This is a genomic window from Cupriavidus sp. UGS-1 (genome assembly GCF_021213615.1).
GTDB lineage: Bacteria > Pseudomonadota > Gammaproteobacteria > Burkholderiales > Burkholderiaceae > Cupriavidus.
Genome location: NZ_JAJQJF010000023.1, coordinates 14475 through 29421, shown reverse-complemented (window position 1 = coordinate 29421; position 14947 = coordinate 14475). Strand labels below are relative to the sequence as shown.

14 protein-coding genes are annotated in these 14947 nt (G+C 66.2%); 2 read left to right on the top strand and 12 right to left on the bottom strand.

The annotated features are described in order from the left end of the window. Window positions 1-49: 49 nt before the first annotated feature. From iscX to uvrB, 11 genes are all read right to left on the bottom strand, one after another. Window positions 50-244, bottom strand: coding sequence for a Fe-S cluster assembly protein IscX (gene iscX / locus LRR16_RS22265; RefSeq protein ID WP_006577719.1), 195 nt, complete (start codon window positions 242-244; stop codon window positions 50-52). Between the two features lie 67 nt (window positions 245-311). Continuing rightward, window positions 312-650 (bottom strand): ISC system 2Fe-2S type ferredoxin, encoded by a 339-nt coding sequence (fdx, locus tag LRR16_RS22260; RefSeq protein ID WP_006577718.1) that lies wholly within the window; start codon window positions 648-650, stop codon window positions 312-314. Between the two features lie 47 nt (window positions 651-697). Beyond that, entirely contained in the window at window positions 698-2563 is a 1866-nt protein-coding gene (gene hscA / locus LRR16_RS22255; protein ID WP_006577717.1) for a Fe-S protein assembly chaperone HscA, read from the bottom strand. 124 nt (window positions 2564-2687) lie between these two features. Next, window positions 2688-3206 (bottom strand): Fe-S protein assembly co-chaperone HscB, encoded by a 519-nt coding sequence (hscB, locus tag LRR16_RS22250; RefSeq protein ID WP_232207134.1) that lies wholly within the window; start codon window positions 3204-3206, stop codon window positions 2688-2690. A gap of 117 nt (window positions 3207-3323) precedes the next feature. Next, window positions 3324-3644 carry an iron-sulfur cluster assembly protein IscA gene (gene iscA / locus LRR16_RS22245; RefSeq protein WP_023263777.1) on the bottom strand — a complete coding sequence of 107 codons (321 nt, stop codon included), beginning with the start codon at window positions 3642-3644 and terminating at the stop codon, window positions 3324-3326. Between the two features lie 23 nt (window positions 3645-3667). After that, the gene (gene iscU / locus LRR16_RS22240; protein ID WP_053821503.1) at window positions 3668-4072 is read right to left on the bottom strand and encodes a Fe-S cluster assembly scaffold IscU; all 405 of its coding nucleotides are present in this window, start codon (window positions 4070-4072) and stop codon (window positions 3668-3670) included. 47 nt (window positions 4073-4119) lie between these two features. Further along, the gene (locus LRR16_RS22235; protein WP_023263778.1) at window positions 4120-5337 is read right to left on the bottom strand and encodes an IscS subfamily cysteine desulfurase; all 1218 of its coding nucleotides are present in this window, start codon (window positions 5335-5337) and stop codon (window positions 4120-4122) included. Between the two features lie 63 nt (window positions 5338-5400). Then, on the bottom strand, window positions 5401-5967 hold the full coding sequence (iscR, locus tag LRR16_RS22230) for a Fe-S cluster assembly transcriptional regulator IscR (RefSeq protein WP_006577712.1): 567 nt from the start codon (window positions 5965-5967) through the stop codon (window positions 5401-5403). Window positions 5968-6102: 135 nt separating this feature from the next. After that, window positions 6103-8304 carry a site-specific recombinase gene (locus tag LRR16_RS22225; RefSeq protein WP_232207133.1) on the bottom strand — a complete coding sequence of 734 codons (2202 nt, stop codon included), beginning with the start codon at window positions 8302-8304 and terminating at the stop codon, window positions 6103-6105. Window positions 8305-8401: 97 nt separating this feature from the next. After that, entirely contained in the window at window positions 8402-8878 is a 477-nt protein-coding gene (locus LRR16_RS22220) for a low molecular weight protein-tyrosine-phosphatase (protein WP_023263564.1), read from the bottom strand. A gap of 144 nt (window positions 8879-9022) precedes the next feature. Beyond that, window positions 9023-11119 carry an excinuclease ABC subunit UvrB gene (gene uvrB / locus LRR16_RS22215; RefSeq protein WP_006577709.1) on the bottom strand — a complete coding sequence of 699 codons (2097 nt, stop codon included), beginning with the start codon at window positions 11117-11119 and terminating at the stop codon, window positions 9023-9025. Between the two features lie 153 nt (window positions 11120-11272). Here uvrB and LRR16_RS22210 point away from each other — a divergent pair, with 153 nt between their 5' ends. Together LRR16_RS22210 and LRR16_RS22205 are read left to right on the top strand one after the other, a co-directional pair. Next, entirely contained in the window at window positions 11273-12469 is a 1197-nt protein-coding gene (locus LRR16_RS22210) for an amino acid aminotransferase (RefSeq protein WP_006577708.1), read from the top strand. A gap of 295 nt (window positions 12470-12764) precedes the next feature. Beyond that, entirely contained in the window at window positions 12765-14006 is a 1242-nt protein-coding gene (locus LRR16_RS22205) for a polyhydroxyalkanoate depolymerase (protein WP_006577707.1), read from the top strand. A gap of 88 nt (window positions 14007-14094) precedes the next feature. Here the strand turns inward: LRR16_RS22205 and LRR16_RS22200 are convergent, their stop codons facing one another. Then, window positions 14095-14730 (bottom strand): TetR family transcriptional regulator, encoded by a 636-nt coding sequence (locus LRR16_RS22200; protein WP_006577706.1) that lies wholly within the window; start codon window positions 14728-14730, stop codon window positions 14095-14097. Window positions 14731-14947: the final 217 nt, after the last annotated feature.

Here is a 14947-nt window from a genome sequence, read left to right as displayed (position 1 = left end):
AACAAAAAGCGCGCTTCCATGAAGCGCGCTTTTTTTTTGCGTCCGCAGCCTACTCGGCTTCCGCGATCCACGCTGCCTGGATGGCCTCGAGGATCTTTTCGCCCGAACGCTCGGGCAGGTCGTCGAATCCGTCCAGTTCCAGCACCCAGCGGCGCAGGTCGGTGAAGCGCACGGTCAGCGGATCGACGTCGGGGTACTTGTCGTACAGCGCCGCCGCGATGTCATAGGTGTCGGTCCATTTCATCAGGGGTTCTCCAAGGTCTTCGTTCGCCGTCGGGGTTGCCATGCCGCCCGGGCAGGCAATGCAGGGCTCAGTGGCCTTCCTTGGCGTGGTTGATCGTGTATTTGGGAATCTCGATGGTCAGGTCTTCGTCGGCGACGATCGCCTGGCAGGACAGCCGGGAATTCGGCTCGAGGCCCCAGGCCTTGTCGAGCAGGTCTTCCTCTTTCTCTTCGGCCTCGTTCAGCGAATCGAAGCCCTCGCGCACCACCACGTGGCAGGTGGTGCAGGCGCACGACTTCTCGCAGGCGTGCTCGATCTCGATGTCATGTTCGAGCAGCACGTCGCAGATGCTGGTGCCCTTCTTGGCTTCGATGACGGCGCCCTCTGGGCAGTATTCGGCGTGGGGCAGTACGACAATCTGTGGCATATCAGGTCCTGATGTGGGGGTGACGGGCGTCCCGTGGCGAGCGCCCTTCAGCCGAGCTCCTGCACCTTGCGGCCGGCCAGCGCGTTCTTGATCGAGCGGTCCATGCGCCGGGCGGCAAACTCGTCGGTGCCGCGCGACAGCGTTTCGATGGCGGCCTTGATCGCCAGATGGTCGTCGCCGGCGGCGGTCTCGCGGACCTGCGTCATCAGCGCTTCGACCTGGGCGCGCTCGTCGTCCGACAGCAGATCGCCGTCGGCCTGCAGCGCGCTGCGCGTGGCCTCGAGTAGGCGTTCGGCCTCGACCCGTTCCTCGGCCAGCGCACGGCTCCTCATGTCATGCTCGGCCTCGCGGAAGCTGTCCTGCAGCATCCGGGCGATATCGTCGTCGCCGAGACCATACGAGGGCTTGACGGTGATCGAGGCCTCGACGCCGGAATGCAGCTCGCGCGCGGAGACCGACAGCAGCCCATCGGCGTCGACCTGGTAGGTCACGCGAATACGGGCGGCGCCGGCCACCATCGGCGGAATGCCGCGCAGCTCGAAGCGCGCCAGCGAACGGCAGTCGCTGGCCAGTTCGCGCTCGCCCTGCAGCACATGGATCGCCATCGCGGTCTGGCCATCCTTGAAGGTGGTGAACTCCTGCGCGCGGGCGACCGGGATCGTGCTGTTGCGGGGAATGATCTTCTCGACCAGGCCGCCCATCGTTTCGACGCCCAGCGACAGCGGAATCACGTCGAGCAGCAGCCAGTCCTCGCCCGGCGCATGGTTGCCGGCCAGCAGATTGGCCTGCATCGCCGCGCCCAGCGCGACCACCTTGTCCGGATCGAGATTGGTCAGCGGCGGCTGGCCGAAGAAATCGGCGACCGCCTTGCGGATCGACGGCATGCGCGTGGCGCCGCCGACCAGCACCACGCCCTTGACCTCGTCGGGCGCCACGCCGGCATCGCGCAGGGCCTTGCGCACCGGCGCCAGCGTCTTCTGCACCAGATGCGCGGTCATCTCGCGGAACTGCTCGGCGGTCAAGGGCAGGTGGACGATCTCGCCGGTGCCCAGCACCGCGTCGATCACCGTGCTGTCGGCCTCCGACAGCGCCTCCTTGGCGGCGCGCGCGCGCACCATCAGCAGGCGCGTGTCCTCGGCCGACAGCGGTTGCAGGCCGGCCTGCTCGACGATCCAGCAGACCAGCCGCTGGTCGAAGTCGTCGCCGCCCAGCGCGGAATCGCCGCCGGTCGCCATCACCTCGAAGACGCCCTTGGTCAGCTTCAGCACCGAGATATCGAAGGTGCCGCCGCCCAGGTCGTAGACCGCGTAGATCCCTTCCGAGGCGTTGTCGAGCCCGTAGGCGATCGCCGCCGCGGTCGGCTCGTTCAGCAGGCGCAGCACTTCGAGGCCGGCCAGACGCGCCGCGTCCTTGGTCGCCTGGCGCTGCGCGTCGTCGAAATAGGCGGGCACGGTGATCACCGCGCCGACCAGGTCGTCGCCCAGCGCATCCTCGGCGCGTTGGCGCAGCGTGGCCAGGATCTCGGCCGACACCTCGACCGGGCTCTTGACGCCGGCGACGGTCTTGATCTGCAGCATGCCGGGCGCGTCGACGAAGTCGTACGGGGTGTGCTCGATATGCGCGACGTCGTGCAAGCCACGGCCCATGAAGCGCTTGACCGAGACGATCGTGTTCTTGGGGTCGCGCACCGCCTCTTCCTGCGCGCGGAAGCCGATCTGCGCGGTCCGGTTCGGCAGATAGCGCACCACCGACGGCAGCAGCGTGCGGCCGCTCTCGTCGGCCAGCACCTCGGGAATGCTGTTGCGAACGGCCGCCACCAGCGAATTGGTGGTGCCGAGGTCGATACCGACCGCGAGCCGTCGCTGGTGGGGCGCCGGCGACATGCCGGGTTCGGAAATCTGAAGCAGTGCCATGTCAATCTTCTGTTGTCGGGGCAGGCGGCGCGATGGCCGGGCGAACGACCAGCGCGTACCGCCGCATTACCCGCTTTTGCCGGGGCGCCATTGTGTCATGGCCCCCGCGATGGTGCCGGCCGCGCTAGCCTTCGAGGCGGTCGATCGCCTCGCTCGCGTCGTGCTCGATCTTCTCGACGAACATCAGCTGGCGCGCCGCGGCCGCCGCGGCCTCGTCGTCGCCGGCATCGAGCAGGCCGCCGAGCGCGCTCTGGCGCTCGCGCTTCTCCTGCCGCAGCGAACGCAGCAGCGCGTCCAGCGCCGCGGCGTCGCGCTGCTGTACCGCATCCTGCAGCGCCTCGCGCCATTCCATCTGCTGCATCAGGAAATCGGGCGCCATGGCCGTATTGTTCTCGGCCTGGATATCGATGCCGCGCAGCGACAGCAGATAGATCGCGCGCTTGAGCGGCTGGCGCAGGGTCCGGTAGGCCTCGTTCGCATGCGCGGCCCATTGCATCGCGACGCGCCGTTCGGCGTCGCCGGCATGGGCAAAGCGGTCCGGATGGGCCTGCGATTGCACCGTGCGGTAGGCGGCGTCGAGCGCGGCCTCGTCGACGGTAAAGCGGACCGGCAGCCCGAACAGGGCAAAGTAATCGTCTTTCAAGGTAGTCCTGCTGGAAGGCTGTGGCGGGGGCGGCGGCGCGCGCCGATGCGCGAGGCGCCGCCACCGTGCCCGGCCCTCTCCCGCCAGCGGGAGAGGAAAACGCTCAGGCCGCCGGCCTTACACGCGGAACGATTCGCCGCAACCGCACTCGTCCTTGACGTTCGGGTTGTTGAAGCGGAAGCCTTCGTTCAACCCTTCGCGGGCGAAGTCGAGCTCGGTGCCGTCGATATAGGGCAGGCTCTTGGGATCGACCACCACCTTGACGCCGTGCGACTCGAACACCTGGTCCTCCGGCTGCAGCTCGTCGACATACTCGAGCTTGTACGCCAGGCCGGAACAGCCGGTCGTCTTGACGCCGAGCCGCAGGCCGATGCCCTTGCCCCGGCGGTCCAGATAGCGCGAAACGTGCTTCGCGGCTTTTTCGGTCAATGTGATCATCGCTACCACTTCCCTTCGATCGCTCAGGCGGCCTGCTGCGTCGGGGCGCCCGCGTGCTTCTTCTTGTAGTCCTCGACCGCGGCCTTGATCGCGTCCTCGGCCAGGATCGAGCAGTGGATCTTGACCGGCGGCAGCGCCAGTTCCTCGGCGATCTGGGTGTTCTTGATCTCCAGCGCCTGGTCCACGGTCTTGCCCTTGACCCACTCGGTCACCAGCGACGACGAGGCGATCGCCGAGCCGCAACCGTAGGTCTTGAATTTCGCGTCCTCGATCACGCCCTGCTCGTTGACCTTGATCTGCAGCTTCATCACGTCGCCGCAGGCCGGCGCGCCGACCATGCCGGTGCCGACGGCGTCGTCGTTCTTGTCGAACGAGCCGACGTTACGGGGGTTTTCGTAGTGGTCGAGTACCTTGTTGGAGTAAGACATTTGGCTACCTCTGTGACGTATCTTTTATGGGGTCGGATGGACAGCGTTCAATGCGCCGCCCATTGAATCGAATTCAGGTCCACGCCGTCCTTGTACATCTCCCACAGCGGGGACAGGTCGCGCAGCTTGCCGATCTTGCTCTTCAACAGTTCGACCGTGTAATCGATCTCCTGTTCGGTGGTGAAGCGGCCGACGGTGAAGCGGATCGAGCTGTGCGCCAGCTCGTCGTTGCGGCCCAGCGCGCGCAGCACATAGGACGGCTCCAGCGAGGCCGAGGTGCAGGCCGAGCCCGACGACACGGCGACATCCTTGATCGCCATGATCAGCGACTCGCCTTCGACGAAGTTGAAGCTGACGTTCAGGTTGTGCGGCACGCGGCGCTCGAAGTCGCCGTTCAGATAGACCTCTTCCATGCCAGACAGGCCGTTCCACAGGCGGTCGCGCAGCATGCGGATGCGCTCGTTCTCGGTCGCCATTTCCTCGCGGGCGATGCGGAAGGCTTCACCCATGCCGACGATCTGGTGCGTGGCCAGCGTGCCCGAACGCATGCCGCGCTCGTGGCCGCCGCCGTGCATCTGCGCCTCGATGCGCACGCGCGGCTTGCGGCGGACGTACAGCGCGCCGATGCCCTTCGGGCCATAGGTCTTGTGCGCCGAGAACGACATCAGGTCGACCTTCAGCTTCGACAGGTCGATCCCGACCTTGCCGGTGGCCTGCGCGGCGTCGCAATGGAAGATGATGCCCTTCTCGCGGCAGATCTCGCCGATCTGCTCGATGTCCTGGATCACGCCGATCTCGTTGTTGACCAGCATCACCGACACCAGGATGGTGTCAGGGCGCAGCGCCTGCTTGAACACCTCGATGTCGATCAGGCCGTTTTCCTGCACGTCGAGGTAGGTGACCTCGAAACCCTGGCGCTCCAGCTCGCGCGTGGTGTCGAGCACGGCCTTGTGTTCGGTCTTGACCGTGATGATGTGCTTGCCCTTGCCCGAGTAGAAATTGGCCGCGCCCTTGATCGCCAGGTTGTCGGACTCGGTCGCGCCGGAGGTCCAGACGATCTCGCGCGGATCGGCGCCGACCAGCGCCGCGACCTGCTCGCGCGCTTCCTCGACGGCCTTCTCGGCTTCCCAGCCGTAGGCGTGGCTGCGCGAGGCGGGATTGCCGAACTGCTCGCGCAGATACGGAATCATCTTGTCCGCCACGCGCGGGTCCACCGGCGTGGTGGCCGAATAATCCATGTAGATCGGGAAATGTGGGGTGCTCATCGTTGTCACTGCCTTGTTTTGACTGCCGGGTGGGACATTGTGCGTCGCCTGGCCGCGGTCCGCTCAGGACTGCGCCAGGCTGAAAACCGAATTCACCATCTTGGGCCGGGCGGGCTTGTCCGCCTTTTCCGCCGCGCTGGGCTGCGCGCGCGCCGCCGGTGCCGGCTGGCGGGCGCCGCCGTCCTCACGCATGTCGCGCAGCACGCCGGGCTGGCGGGCGCGCTGCTGCTCGACCAGATCCTTCAGCGAGACCGAGTCCAGATACTCGACCATCTTCTGATTCAGCGTCGCCCACAGCTCGTGGGTCATGCAGCGGCCGGTATTCTCGTCGCCATTGCAGTTGCCCTTGCCGCCGCACTGGGTCGCGTCGAGCGGCTCGTCCACCGCGATGATGATGTCGGCTACCGTCACGTCCTCGGACTTGCGCGCCAGGCTGTATCCGCCGCCCGGGCCACGCACGCTCTCGACGATCTGGTGCCGGCGCAGCTTGGCGAACAGCTGTTCCAGGTAGGACAGCGAGATCTTCTGGCGTTGGCTGATGCCGGCCAGCGTCACCGGCCCCTGGTCCTGGCGCATGGCCAGGTCGATCATGGCGGTCACCGCGAAGCGGCCTTTGGTCGTCAATCTCATGATTGCGGGGGTAATACCTGATGAATTTCGTCAAGTATAAATTTCCCGACTAAATCGGTCAACTACCCATGTCACTTGTGCGGCAGATACCGCGGTGACGGTGGGGTCTTCCCGGCATCTGCGGGACCGGTACGGCTAGGCCGCGCGGGTCCCGGGCCCTGCCGGCGCCTGGCGCGGCGGCACGATCAGCGACAGCGGATGGCGCAGGATGCGCGCCCGTACCGCGGCGCTCAGCGCCCGCCGGTCGACGCGGCGCAGATTGCGCGAGCGCAGCGCCATGTGGAAGGCCAGCGCGAAGCTGACGGCGACGTTCAGCAGCCCCATCAGCGCGATGCCGGCCACCGCCAGCCACAGGGCCGGCATCCGCAGCGCCTCGACCCCGAGCACGCCGAGCGCGGTGCCGACCGATCCAGTCGACAGCGTCACGTGGCGTACCTCCATATGCGGGCCAAAGAAGCTCAGGATTTCCGGGCCCAGTCCGAGCAGGAAGCCGAGCGACACGTTGGCCGCGATGCCGGACACGTTCCGTTTCCAGAAATCTGCCACCCGCATCGCCCCCCGCTCGCCCAGCACATAGCGCAGCCGGCGGTGGTAGGCCAGCACGTCGTGCATCCGGTGCAGCGCAAACCAGTTGTCGGCCCAGCCGGCGATCAGGCTCGAGACCCACAGCAGCACGCCGGTGAAGATCGCGTACAGCGGCGTGGGCCCGAGGATCGAGAACGACTCGATGGTCGCGATCGCCTTGTCCGGCGTGATCAGGTTGACCGACAGCAGCTTGCCGGCCAGCCACTGGATTGCCAGCGCCACCGGAAACACCACCGCGAGGTTGCCGACGATGGCCGCCGCGTTCGAGCGGATCATCGCGATGGTGTCGTCGACGAAGGCCTCCCTGCCCTCCGGCCGCCCGACCGCATCGAGCCGGTGCGCCAGCGCCGGGCCCGTCATCGCCGGCTGCTTGGTCGCCAGCGTGAAATGGGCGAAGTGGATCGCCAGGAAGCTGCCGGCATAGTTCAGCGAGGCCAGCAGCCCTTCGATGAACTTGTCCAGATGCAGGCCGTAGATCAGGAACTTCAGATAGACCGTAGCTACCGTGATCAGGCCGCCGCCGGCCGCCGCGCGCACCAGCTCGCCGTATTCCTTGCGATCGCGCGTGATGTAGTGTTCGCCGCTCTCGGCCGAACGCTCGACCACCTTGCGCGCCAGCTGCGAGAAGGACTCCGCGGCCAGATGCTTGACGCTGCGGCGCGCCTGCGTCGTGCGGATCAGCTCGCCCGCCAGTTGCGCCACCTTGCCGCGGCGCGACGGGTCGACCCAGGCGGCCAGCAGCATGTCGATGCGGGCGAGCCGCACCTTCATCCGCTCGATCTGGAACACGACCTCGACCGAGACCCCGTTCTCTTCCAGGTCCGCATAGACATGGCGCGCCGCGTCGAGACAACCGTCGAGCAGTGCGCGGCAGTAGTTCAGGCGCTGCCGGAACACATCGCTGTCGCGCGGCAGTCCCTCCTCGCACAGCGCGGCGACGGCCGGGCCGAGGCGGAAGAACGGCGTGTCTTCGACCCGGCCCGGCAGACGCGCGCGAATCGCCTGGCTCAGGCCGGTCGCCCGCACCTGGCTGGCCAGCACCTGGATGCTGCTGGCCAGCGTGCGGGCGAAATCGTCACGGTAGCGCGCGTGCAGCGCCTGGCCGGCCGCCGAGGCGGCATGGGTGGCAAGCTCGTTATCGTGATCGGGGGAGGCGCCGCCAACGTTGCCGTCCGCTTGTTCGCCGACGTCGTCCTCGGCTTCGTCTTCAAACCCGCCGCCCTGCTCCGGCGCAAACATCAGCAGCGCGCCGAGGCGATCGAGCAGTTCGGCGTCGAGCGCCGCCACCCAGTCGGCGTCGCGCTCGCCGACGAACAGCAGCGCGAACAGGTCCGCCATATCGCCGCGGTTCGGCGGCGGCGACAGGAAGCGCGCCTGCACGCGGTCCATCATCTCGCCCCAGAAGCCGGGGTGCGAGGCGACGCCGGTGTCGCAGAACAGGCCCGTGGGATCGTTGTCGCGCACGATCGATCGGATCGTCCGCGCAAAGCGTGCGGCGAGCTCCGGATTGCGTTCCAGCACCTGCAGCAGGTAGCGCAAGCGGACATGCTCGCGCCAGGTGGTGTCCTGGCCGGCGGCGTCAGTCGCGTCGTCGGCCGGCAGACCGTCGCGCCGCAGCCAATAGCCGAGCTCGATCAGCCAGCCGTTCCGCTCCGCCAGCGCACCGTCGGGATTGGCGGCGGACAGGATGGCGTCCAGTTGCAGGCTGGCATTGCGCGACTCGCGCCATTTGCGAAGCAGGGATCGAAACATCGGGAAAGGAGGGTAAGACTGGCGCGATTCACGCGAATCAGCTCGGACGCGCGCCGGTGGGGAAGGAGAACAGACGGGCCGCGGCGCGGCCCCATGGTCATTGCTGCTGGCGCAGCATCGCGACGATGCCGTCGCAGGCGTCCTCGACGTAATCGAGCACGCGCTCGAAGCCGTCGCCTTCGCCGTAGTAGGGATCGGGCACTTCGTCGGCGTCGTGCCGGGTCGCGAAGTGCATCAGCAGCTTGACCTTGTGGCGATGCTCGGGGGGGCACAGCGCCTGCAGCCGCGCCAGGTTGTCGCGGTCCATCGCCAGCACCAGATCGAAGCGGCCGAAGTCCTCGACCGCCGCCAGCCGCGCCCGCTGCCCGGCCAGGTCATAGCCGCGCGCCAGCGCATGCTGTTGCGCGCGGCGGTCGGGCGCGTGGCCGAGGTGATAGCTGTGGGTGCCGGCCGAATCGACGTCGACGGCGTCGGCGAGGCCGGCCTGCGCAAGCTTGGCGCGCAGCACGCCTTCCGCGGTCGGCGAGCGGCAGATATTACCCATGCAGCACATCAAAATGGCGAAGCGTTTCATCGTTCGGACCCGTCCAGATCGACGCGCGGCGGCATGGCGCCACGCGCAAACGAAGCGCCGGGCACGCGGCCGCGACGCGCGAAGGGAGGCGATTGTAACCGCTGGCCGTGACGGCCCGCGCGGCCACCGCTACCCGCCGGCGGCTCAGGCCGGCAGCGCCCCGCCCTCGCCCGCCGCACCGAACACCTGTTGCTTGAGCTTGCTCAGCTGATCGCGGACCTGCGCGGCCTGCTCGAATTCCAGGTTCTTCGCATGGTCGAGCATCTTCTTCTCGAGCCGCTTGATTTCCTTGGCGACCTGCTTCTCGCTCATGTCCTCGTAGCGCGCGCGCTCCTCGGCGGCCATCAGCTCGGCCTTGACCTCGTTCGGATCGTAGACGCCGTCGATGATGTCCTTGATCCGCTTGACCACGCCGCGCGGCGTGATGCCGTTGGCCGTATTGAATGCGATCTGCTTGGCGCGGCGGCGCTCGGTCTCGTCGATGGCCTTGCGCATCGAATCGGTGATGCGGTCGGCGTACAGGATGGCCGTGCCGTTGACGTTGCGCGCGGCGCGGCCGATCGTCTGGATCAGCGAGCGCTCGGCGCGCAGGAAGCCTTCCTTGTCCGCATCGAGGATCGCCACCAGCGACACCTCCGGAATGTCCAGCCCTTCGCGCAGCAGGTTGATGCCGACCAGCACGTCGAAGGCGCCCAGGCGCAGGTCGCGGATGATCTCGACGCGTTCGACCGTATCGATGTCCGAATGCAGGTAGCGGACCTTGATACCGTTCTCGGACAGGAATTCGGTCAGCTGCTCGGCCATCCGCTTGGTCAGCGTGGTCACCAGCACGCGTTCGCCCGCCTGGATCCGCAGATGGATCTCCGACAGCAGATCGTCGACCTGCGACACCGCGGGACGCACGGTGATGATCGGGTCGACCAGGCCGGTGGGCCGCACCACCTGCTCGACCACCTGGCCGGCATGGGCGCGCTCGTAGTCGGCCGGCGTGGCGGTGACGAACACCGCCTGCCGCATCTTGCGCTCGAACTCCTCGAACTTCAGCGGCCGGTTGTCCATCGCCGACGGCAGCCGGAAGCCGTATTCGACCAGCGTGGTCTTGCGCGAGCGGTCGCCGTTGTACATCGCGTTGAGCTGGCCGATCAGCACGTGCGATTCGTCCAGGAACATCAGCGCGTCGGGCGGCAGGTAGTCGACCAGCGTCGGCGGCGGATCGCCGGGGCGCGCGCCGGACAGATGGCGCGAATAGTTCTCGATGCCCTTGCAGAAGCCGAGCTCGGCCAGCATCTCGAGGTCGAAGCGCGTGCGCTGCTCCAGCCGCTGCGCCTCGACCAGCTTGTTTTCCTTGTAGAAGAAGTCGAGCCGCTCGCGCAGCTCGGCCTTGATCGCCTCGATCGCGCGCAGCACGGTGTCGCGCGGCGTCACGTAGTGGCTCGACGGATAGACCGTGAAGCGCGGAATCTTCTGCCGCACCTTGCCGGTCAGCGGATCGAAATACTGCAGCGACTCGATCTCGTCGTCGAACAGTTCGACGCGCACCGCCACCTCGGCGTGTTCCGCCGGGAAGATATCGACGGTGTCGCCGCGCACGCGGAAGGTGCCGCGCTGGAAGTCGGTGTCGTTGCGGGTGTACTGCATCGCGATCAGCCGCGCGATCACGTCGCGCTGGCTGATGCGGTCGCCGGCCCGCAGAGTCAGAATCATCTGATGGTATTCGTTCGGGTTGCCGATACCATAGATCGCAGACACCGTCGCCACGATAATCGTGTCGCGCCGCTCCAGCAGGCTCTTGGTCGCCGACAGCCGCATCTGCTCGATATGCTCGTTGATCGACGAGTCCTTTTCGATGAACAGATCGCGCTGCGGAACGTAGGCTTCCGGCTGGTAATAGTCGTAATAGCTGACGAAATACTCGACCGCATTGCGCGGAAAGAATTCGCGGAATTCCGAGTACAGCTGGGCGGCCAGCGTCTTGTTCGGGGCAAAGACGATGGCCGGCCGGCCCATCCGGGCGATCACATTGGCCATCGTGAAGGTCTTGCCCGAGCCAGTGACGCCGAGCAGCGTCTGGTAGGACAGGCCGTCCTCGATGCCTTCCACCAGTTGGCGGATGGCTTCCGGCTGATCGCCGGCCGGCGGATAGGGCTGATACAGCTGGAATGGCGAGCCGGGGAAGCTGACGAATTTGTCCTCATCCAGGGCGGGAGCGGCATCCGCGACGGGCACGGCGAGATTCGACATAGACGGGGAGAAAACCTTTGGAATACGGGCGGATACGCTAGAATCTCGGGGTTGCGCGGTCCGTTTCAAGGCGGACCCACCGCACGCCCCCAGCGCAGTCCGAGCATTCTACGCCTTCCCGTTTTGTTACATAGCTGACCACGAGAATCCCAAATGAGTTTGTTTTCTGCCGTCGAGATGGCCCCGCGCGATCCCATCCTGGGCCTGAATGAAGCGTTCAACGCCGACACCCGTGCCAACAAGGTCAATCTGGGCGTGGGCGTGTACTTCACCGACGAAGGGAAGATTCCGCTGCTGCGCGCGGTGCAGGAAGCCGAGAAGGCGCGCCTGACGACGGCCACCCCGCGCGGCTACCTGCCGATCGAGGGCATCGCGGCCTACGACCAGGCGGTGCAGACGCTGCTGTTCGGCAAGAACTCGCCGCTGATCACGGAAGGCCGCGTGGTGACGGCTCAGGCACTCGGCGGTACCGGCGCGCTGAAGATCGGCGCCGACTTCCTGAAGCGCCTGTATCCCGACGCCAAGGTCGCGATCAGCGATCCGAGCTGGGAAAACCACCGCGCGCTGTTCGAAGCCGCCGGCTTCCCGGTGGTCAACTATGCCTATTACGACGCCCCGAGCCACGGCCTGAATTTCGCCGGCATGGTCGAGTCGCTGAAGTCGTATCCGGCCAACACCATCGTCGTGCTGCACGCCTGCTGCCACAACCCGACCGGCGTCGACCTGTCGGCCGAGCAATGGCAACAGGTGGTCGGCCTGATCAAGGAACGGAACCTGATTCCCTTCCTGGACATGGCCTATCAGGGCTTTGCAGACGGCATCGACCCGGACGGCGCGGCCGTGCGCCTGTTCGCGGAGTCGGGCCTGCCCTTCTTCGTGTCGAGCTCCTTCTCGAAGAGCTTCTCGCTGTATGGCGAGCGCGTCGGCGCGCTGTCGATCGTGACCACCGGCAAGGAAGAGGCGCAGCGCGTGATGTCGCAGGTCAAGCGCGTGATCCGCACCAACTACTCGAACCCGCCGACACACGGCGGCACCGTGGTCGCGACCGTGCTGAACAGCCCGGAACTGCGCGCGATGTGGGAAGAAGAACTGGCCGAAATGCGCGACCGCATCAAGCAGATGCGCCACGCGCTGGTCGACAAGCTGGCCGCCAAGGGCGTGTCGCGCGACTTCTCCTTCGTCAAGGCGCAGCGCGGCATGTTCTCGTACTCGGGCCTGACCACCGAGCAGGTCGAGCGTCTGAAGACCGAGCACGGCATCTACGCCGTCGGCACCGGCCGCATCTGCGTGGCGGCGCTCAATAGCCGCAATATCGACGCGGTGGTCGACGCCATCGCGGCCGTGCTGTAAGCCTCGGGGCGCATCCCCACCCCAAGCGGGCCCATCGTCGATGGGCCCGTTTTTTTATGGTGGCGCTCCGCACTTTTTGTGCGCCGCACACCACCTTTCCCGGCCCTCCTGTCGGTGTAGTCCAACACCGCGCCAGAATTACAGCCATTGTCCTATTGAGTTCCACTCACACCGTCATACCTTTAGGTATATGCTGCGTTGCAAGATCGTGCGCACGGTCGTTCGCAAAACGGACGAGTTGAGCGCATAATCCGCCACAGCAGAAAACCCGATATCGAAAGGCAGGTGTTCGGCAATGCTTTACCAACTGCATGAATTTCAGCGCTCGATCCTGAACCCGCTGACCGCGTGGGCCCAGGCGACGGCCAAGACGTTTACCAACCCCCTGAGCCCGCTGTCGCTGGTGCCGGGGGCCACCCGGCTGGCCGCGGGCTACGAGTTGCTGTACCGGCTCGGCAAGGAATACGAGAAGCCCGCCTTCGACATCAAGTCCGTGCGCTCCAACGGCCGCGATATTCCGATCGTCGAACAGACGATCATGGAAAAGCCGTTCTGCAAGCTGATCCGCTTCAAGCGCTACGCCGACGATCCCGAGACCATCAAGCTGCTGAAGGACGAACCGTCGGTGCTGGTCTGCGCGCCGCTGTCGGGCCACCACGCGACGCTGCTGCGCGATACGGTACGCACGCTGCTGCAGGACCACAAGGTCTATGTGACCGACTGGGTCGACGCGCGCATGGTGCCGGTCGAGGACGGCCCCTTCCACCTGGCCGACTACATCCGGTACATCCAGGAATTCATCCGCCATCTGGGCGCCGAGAACCTGCATGTCGTATCGGTCTGCCAGCCGACCGTGCCCGTGCTGGCCGCGATCTCGTTGATGGCGTCGGCCGGCGAGACGACGCCGAAGACGATGACGATGATGGGCGGCCCGATCGACGCGCGCAAAAGCCCGACCGCGGTCAACTCGCTGGCGACCAACAAGTCGTACGAGTGGTTCGAGAACAACGTCATCTACACGGTGCCGGCCAACTATCCCGGCCACGGCCGGCGCGTCTATCCAGGCTTCCTGCAGCACGCCGGCTTCGTCGCGATGAACCCGGACCGCCATCTGTCCTCGCACTACGACTACTACCTGAGCCTGATCGAGGGCGATGCGGACGATGCCGAGGCGCACGTGCGCTTCTACGACGAATACAACGCCGTGCTGGACATGGCGGCCGAGTACTACCTCGACACGATCCGCGAAGTCTTCCAGGAGTTCCGGCTGGCCAATGGCACCTGGGAGATACAGGGCGAGCCGGTGCGGCCGCAGGACATCAAGCACACCGCGCTGATGACGATCGAGGGCGAGCTCGACGACATCTCCGGCGCGGGCCAGACCGCCGCCGCGCACGATCTGTGCGCGGGCATTCCGAAGACCCGCAAGCAGCATCTGACCGCGCCCAGGTGCGGGCACTACGGCATCTTCTCCGGCCGGCGCTGGCGCGAAACGATCTATCCGGAACTGCGCGACTTCATCCGCAAGTACCGCTGAGCCGCAGCCAGGCACCAGCAGATCGCCGATGGCAAACGGGACCGCAACGCGGTCCCGTTTTCTTTACCCTTTTGCCCATCCTCGCGCGCTACCGTCGCGCCAGATAGGCCAGCAGCATGTCCGTATGCAGCTGGGCGAAGCGCTCGTGCTCGTCCTGCGAGGCCACATCGCGGCCGATCACCGCGCTGATCGTGTAGCGGTTCGACAGCACGTAGTAGCCCAGCGCCGAGATCGTCAGATAGAGCTGGGGCACATCGACGCCGTCGCGGAACACGCCCTGCCGCTGGCCGCGGCGAACGATCTCGGCCAGCACGTCGACCACCGGGTTGACCAGGTCGTGCAATTGCGCGGATTTCTTCAGGTGCCGTGCCTCATGCAGGTTCTCGCTGTTGACCAGGCGAATGAATTCGGGATGCTGGTAGTACCAGTCCCAGACGAAGCGGGCCAGCGTGCGGACCGCCGCGACCGGGTCCTCGTCGCCGATCTGCAGGCGCTCTTCTGCAGCGCGGAACTGCGCATACTGCCGTTCGAGCACCGCGAGAAACAGGCCCTCCTTGCTGCCGTAGTAGTAATACAGCATGCGCTCGTTGGTTTCGGCGCGGCGGGCGATCTGGTCGACGCGTGCGCCGGCCAGGCCGCCCTTGGCGAACTCCTCGGTGGCCGCATCCATGATGCGACGGCGTGTTCCTTCGGGATCGCGTTTCGTCTTGGTGGCGTTCGACATGCGTGGTCGGGTCGATTTTGTGAATGATGGCATGGCGCCACCGCGCCTGCGGCGCGGGCCAGCCGTGTTGAACAACATCTGCGCCATGGCAAAGCGCGCATCTTCAAGGTTTCTGCGGCGCGGCGAAATCGGGGATAATCCTTGCCGCGTCAGCCGCACCGTACGGCTGCACCTTGTGTTACCCCGCATCGTCTTGCTGCTTTCGTGACCCCTTCCT

What these genes read in the sequence shown, in the direction of transcription:
- iscX (WP_006577719.1), bottom strand. Translation starts at nt 244, where the DNA reads ATGAAATGGACCGACACCTATGACATCGCGGCGGCGCTGTACGACAAG.
- fdx (WP_006577718.1), bottom strand. Translation starts at nt 650, where the DNA reads ATGCCACAGATTGTCGTACTGCCCCACGCCGAATACTGCCCAGAGGGC.
- hscA (WP_006577717.1), bottom strand. Translation starts at nt 2,563, where the DNA reads ATGGCACTGCTTCAGATTTCCGAACCCGGCATGTCGCCGGCGCCCCAC.
- iscA (WP_023263777.1), bottom strand. Translation starts at nt 3,644, where the DNA reads ATGATCACATTGACCGAAAAAGCCGCGAAGCACGTTTCGCGCTATCTG.
- iscU (WP_053821503.1), bottom strand. Translation starts at nt 4,072, where the DNA reads ATGTCTTACTCCAACAAGGTACTCGACCACTACGAAAACCCCCGTAAC.
- LRR16_RS22235 (WP_023263778.1), bottom strand. Translation starts at nt 5,337, where the DNA reads ATGAGCACCCCACATTTCCCGATCTACATGGATTATTCGGCCACCACG.
- iscR (WP_006577712.1), bottom strand. Translation starts at nt 5,967, where the DNA reads ATGAGATTGACGACCAAAGGCCGCTTCGCGGTGACCGCCATGATCGAC.
- LRR16_RS22225 (WP_232207133.1), bottom strand. Translation starts at nt 8,304, where the DNA reads ATGTTTCGATCCCTGCTTCGCAAATGGCGCGAGTCGCGCAATGCCAGC.
- LRR16_RS22220 (WP_023263564.1), bottom strand. Translation starts at nt 8,878, where the DNA reads ATGAAACGCTTCGCCATTTTGATGTGCTGCATGGGTAATATCTGCCGC.
- uvrB (WP_006577709.1), bottom strand. Translation starts at nt 11,119, where the DNA reads ATGTCGAATCTCGCCGTGCCCGTCGCGGATGCCGCTCCCGCCCTGGAT.
- LRR16_RS22210 (WP_006577708.1), top strand. Translation starts at nt 11,273, where the DNA reads ATGAGTTTGTTTTCTGCCGTCGAGATGGCCCCGCGCGATCCCATCCTG.
- LRR16_RS22205 (WP_006577707.1), top strand. Translation starts at nt 12,765, where the DNA reads ATGCTTTACCAACTGCATGAATTTCAGCGCTCGATCCTGAACCCGCTG.
- LRR16_RS22200 (WP_006577706.1), bottom strand. Translation starts at nt 14,730, where the DNA reads ATGTCGAACGCCACCAAGACGAAACGCGATCCCGAAGGAACACGCCGT.